This is a genomic window from Achromobacter maghribensis, from assembly GCF_057334215.1.
In genome coordinates this window covers 57,953-66,176 of record NZ_JBHFII010000049.1, presented here as the reverse complement: position 1 = coordinate 66,176, position 8,224 = coordinate 57,953, and the positions used below count along the sequence as shown (strand labels likewise).

Annotated in this window: 8 protein-coding genes; 4 read left to right on the top strand and 4 right to left on the bottom strand. The window is 64.7% G+C overall.

Features of this window, described 5'->3' with window-relative positions; all coding sequences use genetic code 11:
* Nucleotides 1–76: 76 nt before the first annotated feature.
* Together ACE039_RS22605 and ACE039_RS22600 are read left to right on the top strand one after the other, a co-directional pair.
* Nucleotides 77–1,684, top strand: coding sequence for a peptide chain release factor 3 (locus ACE039_RS22605; RefSeq protein WP_183016908.1), 1,608 nt, complete (start codon nucleotides 77–79; stop codon nucleotides 1,682–1,684).
* A 24-nt stretch (nucleotides 1,685–1,708) separates the two neighbouring features.
* Nucleotides 1,709–2,395 (top strand): hypothetical protein, encoded by a 687-nt coding sequence (locus tag ACE039_RS22600; protein ID WP_199196918.1) that lies wholly within the window; start codon nucleotides 1,709–1,711, stop codon nucleotides 2,393–2,395.
* Between the two features lie 64 nt (nucleotides 2,396–2,459).
* Here the strand turns inward: ACE039_RS22600 and bfr are convergent, their stop codons facing one another.
* From bfr to rpoN, 4 genes are all read right to left on the bottom strand, one after another.
* The gene (gene bfr / locus ACE039_RS22595; RefSeq protein ID WP_006216785.1) at nucleotides 2,460–2,936 is read right to left on the bottom strand and encodes a bacterioferritin; all 477 of its coding nucleotides are present in this window, start codon (nucleotides 2,934–2,936) and stop codon (nucleotides 2,460–2,462) included.
* 376 nt (nucleotides 2,937–3,312) lie between these two features.
* Nucleotides 3,313–4,227: a DMT family transporter gene (locus ACE039_RS22590; protein ID WP_105559368.1), complete on the bottom strand. Its 915-nt coding sequence runs from the start codon at nucleotides 4,225–4,227 to the stop codon at nucleotides 3,313–3,315.
* A gap of 204 nt (nucleotides 4,228–4,431) precedes the next feature.
* Nucleotides 4,432–4,713, bottom strand: coding sequence for a (2Fe-2S)-binding protein (locus tag ACE039_RS22585; protein ID WP_105559369.1), 282 nt, complete (start codon nucleotides 4,711–4,713; stop codon nucleotides 4,432–4,434).
* Nucleotides 4,714–4,835: 122 nt separating this feature from the next.
* Entirely contained in the window at nucleotides 4,836–6,263 is a 1,428-nt protein-coding gene (gene rpoN / locus ACE039_RS22580) for an RNA polymerase factor sigma-54 (protein WP_448709262.1), read from the bottom strand.
* Nucleotides 6,264–6,279: 16 nt separating this feature from the next.
* On the opposite strand from rpoN, the gene ACE039_RS22575 reads away from it, so the two are divergent.
* Together ACE039_RS22575 and ACE039_RS22570 are read left to right on the top strand one after the other, a co-directional pair.
* Nucleotides 6,280–6,936, top strand: coding sequence for a hypothetical protein (locus ACE039_RS22575; RefSeq protein WP_448709261.1), 657 nt, complete (start codon nucleotides 6,280–6,282; stop codon nucleotides 6,934–6,936).
* A 181-nt stretch (nucleotides 6,937–7,117) separates the two neighbouring features.
* A complete protein-coding gene (locus ACE039_RS22570) occupies nucleotides 7,118–8,095 on the top strand; it encodes a tripartite tricarboxylate transporter substrate binding protein (protein WP_448709260.1) in 978 nt (325 codons plus the stop codon).
* Nucleotides 8,096–8,224 lie beyond the last annotated feature (129 nt).

Genomic DNA, 8,224 nt, shown 5'->3' with positions numbered 1-8,224 from the left:
GGGCCCCCCCCGCTTTTCATGCAAGAAGCCGGACCGCGCCGGCCTAACAAGCGGCGTTAAGTACAATCCCCCGACCATGAATATCCCTCAAGAAGTTGCGCGGCGCCGAACGTTCGCGATCATTTCCCACCCTGACGCGGGCAAGACGACGCTGACCGAAAAGCTGTTGCTGTTCGCAGGCGCGATCCAGATCGCCGGCAGCGTCAAGGCGCGCAAAGCATCCCGCCACGCCTCGTCCGACTGGATGGAAATCGAAAAGCAACGCGGCATTTCCGTGGCGTCTTCGGTGATGCAGATGGAATACCGCGACTGCGTCATCAACCTGCTCGACACCCCGGGCCACCAGGACTTCTCCGAAGATACCTACCGGGTGCTGACGGCGGTGGATGCCGCGCTGATGGTGATCGACGCCGCCAACGGCGTCGAACCGCAAACCATCCGCCTGCTGCAGGTCTGCCGCGCGCGCAACACGCCCATCATCACGTTCATCAACAAGATGGACCGCGAAGTGCGCGAGCCGCTGGAACTGCTGTCGGAAATCGAAGGCCACCTGGGCATGGACGCCGTGCCGTTCTCATGGCCGGTCGGCATGGGCAAGGCGTTCGGCGGCGTGTTCGATATCCGCCGCGACCGCATGCGCGTGTTCCGTCCGGGCCAAGAACGCCGTTCGGACAACGATGACGTCATCGAAGGCCTGGCCAACCCCGAAATCGCCCGTCGTTACGGCTCGGCGTTCGAGCAGGCCAGCGGCGAGATCGAGCTCATCAACGAAGCGGCGCCCGCCTTCGACCGCGAACAGTTCCTGGCCGGCAAGCAGACCCCCGTGTTCTTCGGCTCGGCCATCAACAACTTCGGCGTGCAGGAAGTGCTGGACGCGCTGGTCGACCACGCGCCGCCCCCGGGCCCCCGCATGGCGCTGCAACGCGAAGTGCTGCCCGAAGAGCCCAAATTCACCGGCGTGGTATTCAAGGTGCAGGCCAACATGGACCCGGCGCACCGCGACCGCGTCGCCTTCGTGCGCGTCAGCTCGGGCCGCTTCGAGCGCGGCATGCGCCTGAAGGTGGCCCGCACCAACAAGGAAATGCGGCCCAATAACGTGGTGTCTTTCCTGTCCCAACGGCGCGAGCTGCTGGACGAGGCCTATGCCGGCGACGTGATCGGGATCCCGAACCACGGCGTGCTGCAATTGGGCGACGTGCTGACCGAAGGCGAAACGCTGCAATTCACGGGGCTGCCGTTCTTCGCTCCCGAACTCTTCCAGGCGGTCGAAGTGAAGGATCCGCTGCGCACCAAGCAACTGCGCACCGGCCTGACCCAACTGGGCGAAGAGGGCGCCATCCAGGTGTTCCGTCCCGAGGCCGCAGGCGGCTCGCTGCTGCTGGGCGCGATCGGCCAGCTGCAGTTCGAAGTGGTCGCCCACCGCCTCAAGACCGAGTACGGCGCGGACGCCCGGATGCTGCCTTCGCGCTACACAATGGCACGTTGGATTACGTCTGAAAACCCCAAGGCGTTGCGCAAGTTCATGGATGCCAATGCGGCTCATATCGCCTATGATGTGGTCGATGCGGCGGCGTTTTTGATCAGTTCCCCTGCGCAGTTGCGCGTAGCCGAGGATCTGTATCCCGAAGTGAAATTCCATGCAATGCGCGAACACGGCGGCAAGGTATTCGGGGACAAGGCGTAGACCCGTTCGGGTCCCGCACGGCAGATGAGGGTAGCAATGTCTTGGCGTTTATTATTCGCAACGCTCCTGATCGCGCTTGGCGCGTCGGCCTGGGGCGGAATTCAATTGGGTGACTGGCTGGTGGCGCATGCGCCGCCCGCCGCACCGGCTCCTGGGCAGGACGCCGCGGCTTCGCAGCAACCTGTCCTGGACGCCAATGGGCGCCCGTACGTGGCGCAGCCTCCTCAACCCCGCATCGACGGCACGCTCGGCGTTCCCGACAAGCCCGCAGACCGCGAATGGCAGGTCAATACGGTGTCACTGTTCGACACCGTCAGCGATCCCGCCGTGAAGCTCTCGCGCGAACGCATCACGCCGGAACAAGCCCGCGAAATCGCAGCGTCCTCTGAAGTGCCGCTGCCGTCGGGCACGTCCGATGTCAGCACGCTTGACCTGCAGGTGCCCGGCACGTCCACCGCCATCAACGGCGGCCAGGCGCAGGCCGGCGGCTACGGCACGCCGCAAATGGTGCAGGCGCCCCCGCCGCCGCCCAATACGGCGCTCAGCCCCGGCGCGCCCGGCTGGCAAGACGCCCTCAAGCGCGAACTGGCGCAATGCGCCTCGCAAGGCTTCTTCGACCGCCCGTCGTGCTCGTGGGCCGCTCGCAACAAGTACTGCGGGCCGAACCGCGCATGGGGCACGATGGCCGAATGCCCGGCCCGCCCGCAGTAAAAAACCCCCGCTGCGGCCAAAAAAAATGGCGCCCCGAGGGGCGCCATTGCTTTGGCCGGAACGTTTATTCGGGCACGGACATCTGGCTTTGCAGGTAGTTCTGGATGCCGACCTTGTCGATCAGGTCGATCTGCGTTTCCAGGTAGTCGATGTGCTCTTCGGTGTCGTCCAGGATGTCCTGGAACAGATCGCGCGAGACGTAGTCGCGCACCGATTCGCAATAGGCGATGGCTTCCACGACGGTGGCATGCGCCGCCTGTTCGAGCTTCAGGTCACAGGCCAGCAGTTCGGGCACGTCTTCACCGATCAGCAGCTTATGCAGGTCTTGCAGGTTGGGCAGGCCGTCCAGCATGAAGATGCGCGCGATCAGGCGATCAGCGTGCTTCATTTCACCGATGGATTCTTCGTACTCGTGCTTGCCCAGCTTGTCGAAGCCCCAATGGTTCAGCATGCGGGCATGCAGGAAATATTGGTTGATGGCCGTCAGTTCGTTGGTCAGTTGCTTGTTCAGGAACTGGATGACGGTTTTGTCGCCTTTCATAATGGACTCCTTGCAGTCAGGCGCGACGCAAATGCATCGCGACAAAGGAGCGCACGATGCCGCGCGTACGCAACCCCGGCAGACTACCATCAGCCGGAGGGCCGCGCCTAGCCTTGCGCTGCATTTGGTAAACCGCTTTAGAACCGCTACAAGAAAGCGACAAGCCAATGAGAATGAGTATGCGTACTTGATGGCTTGCAGGCGCAAGACAAGCGTTATGCGGCCTGTACGCAAGCGGTGCGGGCAGATCTGTCGCGATATCGGCGCGCAACCCGCGCCGGCAGGCATCAACGGCCGGTCAAAACCGGCCCGGAACTTGGCCGCGGCGCAACGTTGCATATCGGCAACCCGAAACGCGATTGTGGCCGTGCATGGCTCAGACAGCTTTGCGCGTGGTCAACCAGATGCCGAAGGCGATGGGAACGATGCCCAGCAGATCCAGCCATGACACCGGTTCGCGCAGCACGAGCCATCCGAACAACAAGCCCAACGGCGGCATCAGGAAGTGCAGCGCGCTGGCCGACGTGGCGCTGGCGCGGCCAAGGATCATGAACCACAGGTAATAGCCGCCCATCGACACGGCGACGATCATGTAGGCCATGCTCCATGCCAGGCTGGCGGTCAGGCGTGCATCGCCCAGGCTCTCGCTCATCAGCGCGAACGGCAGCAGGGCGACGGCGCCGGCCAGCGACTGGATACCCGTCGATGCCCACAGCCCCGCCGTCGGTTTCAAGAGTTTGTAGAGCAAGGTGCCCGCCACCAGCGCCACCAGGCCGCCCGTCACCAACAAGGTGCCGTGGATGTCTTCCTGCATGCCGCTCAACCGCGATCTCAGCACCAGCGCCACGCCAGCCAGTCCCAGGCACAGCCCGGCCAGCTTGCGCCACGAGAGGCGCTCGCCCAGCACCGGCCCGGCCAACACGCCGATCAGCAACGGGTTGGTGCTGATCAGCACGGCGGTAAACGCGGACGACACCGTGGTCATCCCCGTCCAGCTCAACCCAAGGTACAGCGCGTTGTTCAACACACCCAGCAGGATCAGCGACGCGAGGTCGCGGCGGCTGGGCCATTTCCCCTGGCGGCCGGCTGCGGCGATTCCAAGCATCAACGCGCCGGCGATCAAAAATCGGATCGTCAGCAGCGTCAACGGCGGACAGTCCCGCACCGCGATCTTGGCCGCCGCGAAGGCCGAACTCCATAGAAAGCAGAAGGCGGCGATTGGCACCCAGCTGATCCCCGGCGCGCCGTTGGCGGTCGGGGTGGCGGAAACGGCGGGCGAGGTGGCCTTCATCGGGGTTCCATGAGAGCGGGACGCCACGCATGCCGCGTGGAGCAGGCATTCTGCGCGCCCCGTCCGCCGGGCGCAACCCGTCATCCGGCGCCAGCGGGTGGCGGCACGGGCCAGGGAAATTCAGTCAAACAAGGGGGATATTGCGGGAAGAAAACGACGCGGCCCGCTGCAGAACGGCAGCGAGCCGGGAAAGACGGCTAATGCTTAACCTGCGGCGACCAGCGGGATGGGGAAGCTGCTGTGGTTGGCAGCGGCACCCGACTCCACCAGCGCGGCTGGCGCATTGACCGGAACGGCGATGGAACGGACGTCGCATACGCTGGAGCAGCGGCCGCCCGGCAGGTATTCGGCGGCGGTTGCCGCACAGCAGCCGCAGCACGTGGCTACGCCCAGCTCGAATTGCAGGTCGGACAGCGTCGTCGCGCCCCCGTCCACGCTGGCGCGGACTTGGCGTTCGGTGATGGCATTACATACGCAAATGTACATGCGAATGATTATCGAAAATTATCAACCGGATGACAAGCCCCTTGCACAATAAATTTGCAACGGACTCTTGTCGCGCAAGCCCTTGAAACAAAGGACGAATTCTTAAAGATTCGTCCCTTATTTCAGCGCGCCGAGGCCTGGGCCTTGCGCAGCGTCGCGGGGGCTATCCGCAGCGCTTCGCGGTACTTTGCCACCGTCCGGCGGGCAATCACTATCCCCTGATCGGCCAGTTTTTGCATGATCTGGCTGTCGGACAACGGCTTGGCGCGGTTCTCATCCGCGACCATCTGGCGGATGAAGGTCTGCACCGCCGTGGCCGACGTGGCGTCGCCGCCATCGGTGGATACGCCCGCGCCAAAAAAACGCTTGAGCTCCAGCGTGCCAAACGGAGTGAGCATGTACTTCTGCGTTGTGGCGCGTGAAATGGTCGATTCGTGCAAGCCGAGCTCGCCCGCGATGTCCTTCAGGATCAGCGGCCGCATGGCGGCGGGCCCCTGGCTGAAAAACGCGGTCTGGCGCTCGACGATGGCCTGGGACACCCGCAGGATGGTGTCGAAACGTTGTTCGACGTTGCGGATCATCCATTTGGCCTGCTGCAACTGGGATTGCAGGCCGGCGTGGGCGGATTCCTTCTGGTTGCCCAGCATTTGCGCATACAACCCGTTGATCTGCAGGCGCGGCACGGCAGCGCTGTTGAGCGTGACCTGCCACCCGCGCCGCGTCTTGCGCACGATGACGTCGGGCACCGCGTAGTCGGCGGCCGGCACCGTCCAGGCGCGCCCGGGGCGCGGCTCCAACCGCAAGATAAGGGAGTGGGCGGCTCGGAAGGTCGCGTCGTCGCAGCCCACCGCCGCACAGAGGCGGGCGGCGTTGCCGGTAGCCAACAAGGGCAGGTGCTGCGTGCAGATCTGGCGGGCGCACGCCAGGACGGCGGGATCGGCCGCTTCCGGCAGGCGGGTCAGGTCGGGGTTGCGCAATTGCAACACCAGGCATTCGGCCATGTCGCGCCCGCCGATACCGGGCGGGTCAAAAGATTGCAGCAACGACAGCGCCGCGCGCAGTTCGTCGATATCGGGTTCGGTATCGGCGGGCAGCCAGCCCAGAATCTCTTCCAGCGGCGATCCCAGGTAGCCGTTTTCGTCCAGCTCGTCGATCAGCAGTGTCGCCAGCACGACGTCGCGGGGCGCCGCGCGCGTCAGCATCAACTGCCCCAGCAGGTGTTCGCGCAAGGTATCCGGCCGCGCCGTCTCGGGCGGGCCGGAATCGTCATCGGAATAGACCCCGCCCGAACCGGGCATTTCATCCACCGGCGTCTCACGCTCCGCGGCGGGCTCGTCGTCCTGCACGGACGATTCGCGCTCGGATTCGGCCTGCGCCTCCGCTGCGGGGGTATCGTCTTCACGCTCCAGCAGCGGATTGTCCGCGAGCACTTGCGAGATCTCGGCCTCAAGGTCGAGCGTAGACAACTGCAACAATCGTATCGATTGTTGTAGCTGTGGGGTCAGCGTCAGATGCTGACCAGGTCGCAGTTCTAAAATTGGGCGGGTCATAGGTACAATATTTTGCATGATGAATCTGACTTCGCCCGCAAGCGTTCGCCAGGACAGCCGACTTATCGGCCAAACCCTGCTCAAATTGGCGCTTCCCCGACTCGTTGTGCGCGCGATAGTCATCGCTGTCGCCGTCGTCCTCTGGTATCTGGTTGCCTCCTGGATACTCGACTTCGGCAAACGCATGAACTACGACTTCCTGCATTCCCTGGGCCAGCCGACCATGGACATGGTGCAGAAGGTCAACCCGTACATCTGGTGGGTCGTGACCGGCATCTGGTCGCTGATCGTCTTTTTCTCGGTCAAGGCCTGGTTCTCGGCCAGCCTGGCGTCGGGCGCGGCCACGCCGGTCGGTACCGACGTGCTGGCCGACCTGGCGCCGAACCTGTCCGAGGAATCGCTGGGCGTGCTGCGCTGGACCTGGGGCGACCGCCAAGAACCCTTCACGGTGGGCGATCTGCGTCGCGCATTGTCTGAAATTCGCCACAATCGCATCGGCAAGATCGCCATGGTGGCCGAACAGGCGCAGATCCTGGAAGGTTCCGCCGCCCGCCCCCACCGCGATCCGCGCGATGACGGCCGCCGGGAACCCCTGGCCGCGCCGCGCGCCGACGTCCGCGGCGAAACCCGTGGCGACCGCTACGTCGAGCCCCGGATCGGTCCCGCCCGCTAAACGCCACGCACTTTCCTGATTCCGGGCCGCCCACGGGCGGCCTGTTTGTTTCAGTCGCCTGCCAGCCGGGCCGCCCTATACTGCCCCTCCAGGCTCGCGCAACCGCAGCCGCGCACACAAATAAAACGCTACCGGCAGCCGAGACCTGCCGGATGCGCGGCCAGCCCCTGGAGCCGTACCCATGTTTCGCACCCCCGTCCGCTACGCCACCGGCTTGCTGGTGGCCTGTTCGGCCGCCTTCGCCGCCGCGCCGGCGCTGGCCGCCTGGCCCGATAAACCCATCACGTTCGTCGCCCCTTTCAGCGCGGGCGGCGCCAACGATCTGGTCGCGCGCATCATCGCGAAAGCGGTGGGCGCAACCCTGCACCAGACGGTCATCGTCGAAAATCGTCCTGGCGCGGGCGGCGTCGTGGGCGCCGCCCATGTGGCCCGCAGCGAGGCCGACGGCTACACCTATCTGGTCGGCAGCAACGGCACCGTCACCAACAGCCTGATCCGCGCGGACCAGCCCTACAAGGACGAATCGCTGACGCCCGTCGCGTTGCTGTCGATCACGCCATCCGTCATCGTGGCCAACCCCTCCAATCCGGCCAAGGACTTGAAGGACTTCGTCCAGCGCGCCAAACAGGCCAAGACCGACCGCATCACGTTCTCGACCGCTGGCAACGGCAGCACGCCGCATTTCGTGGCGGAAATGGTGAAAGAAGCCACGGGTCTGCCGATCGAGCCGATCGCCTACAAAAGCGGCTCGGAAGGCGTGACTGCCGTGATCGGCAACCAGGTCGACGCCACCTCCGAAGCCAGCATCGTGACGCTGCCGCTGATCCAGAGCGGCAAGCTGAAAGCGCTGGCCACGACGTGGGACAAGCGCATGGCCAGCGCGCCGGACATCCCCACCACCGCGGAAGCCGGCTTTCCCACGGTCCGCATCGGCCACTGGGCCGGCTTGTTCGCGCCCGCCGGCACGCCGGCCGAGGTACTGGACAAGATGAACGCGGCGGTCGAGAAATCCCTGCAGTCCAAAGAAGTGAAGGATGCGTTGAGCCAGAGCAGCATTGAACCGGGCGGTGGCTCGCGCGCAAGCTTCGTGGAGTTCGCCGCCAGCGAGCGCGAACGTCTGGGTAAAGTCGTGAAAAACGGCCACATGCAAACCCAGTGAATCTGCGATGAAGCACACGGCGGGGCCATCCGCCCCCCGTTTTCCAGGACTTTTTCGTTTGCGCTCCAGCGCAAAGTATGTTTGACTAGCAACCTATGGCCGCACACCGCACCTCCCTCGCGATTGCCA

Bases quoted from the DNA above. Each gene is read 5' to 3' on its own strand.
- ACE039_RS22605 (WP_183016908.1), top strand. From the start codon at position 77: ATGAATATCCCTCAAGAAGTTGCGCGGCGCCGAACGTTCGCGATCATT.
- ACE039_RS22600 (WP_199196918.1), top strand. From the start codon at position 1,709: ATGAGGGTAGCAATGTCTTGGCGTTTATTATTCGCAACGCTCCTGATC.
- bfr (WP_006216785.1), bottom strand. From the start codon at position 2,936: ATGAAAGGCGACAAAACCGTCATCCAGTTCCTGAACAAGCAACTGACC.
- ACE039_RS22590 (WP_105559368.1), bottom strand. From the start codon at position 4,227: ATGAAGGCCACCTCGCCCGCCGTTTCCGCCACCCCGACCGCCAACGGC.
- ACE039_RS22585 (WP_105559369.1), bottom strand. From the start codon at position 4,713: ATGTACATTTGCGTATGTAATGCCATCACCGAACGCCAAGTCCGCGCC.
- rpoN (WP_448709262.1), bottom strand. From the start codon at position 6,263: ATGACCCGCCCAATTTTAGAACTGCGACCTGGTCAGCATCTGACGCTG.
- ACE039_RS22575 (WP_448709261.1), top strand. From the start codon at position 6,280: ATGATGAATCTGACTTCGCCCGCAAGCGTTCGCCAGGACAGCCGACTT.
- ACE039_RS22570 (WP_448709260.1), top strand. From the start codon at position 7,118: ATGTTTCGCACCCCCGTCCGCTACGCCACCGGCTTGCTGGTGGCCTGT.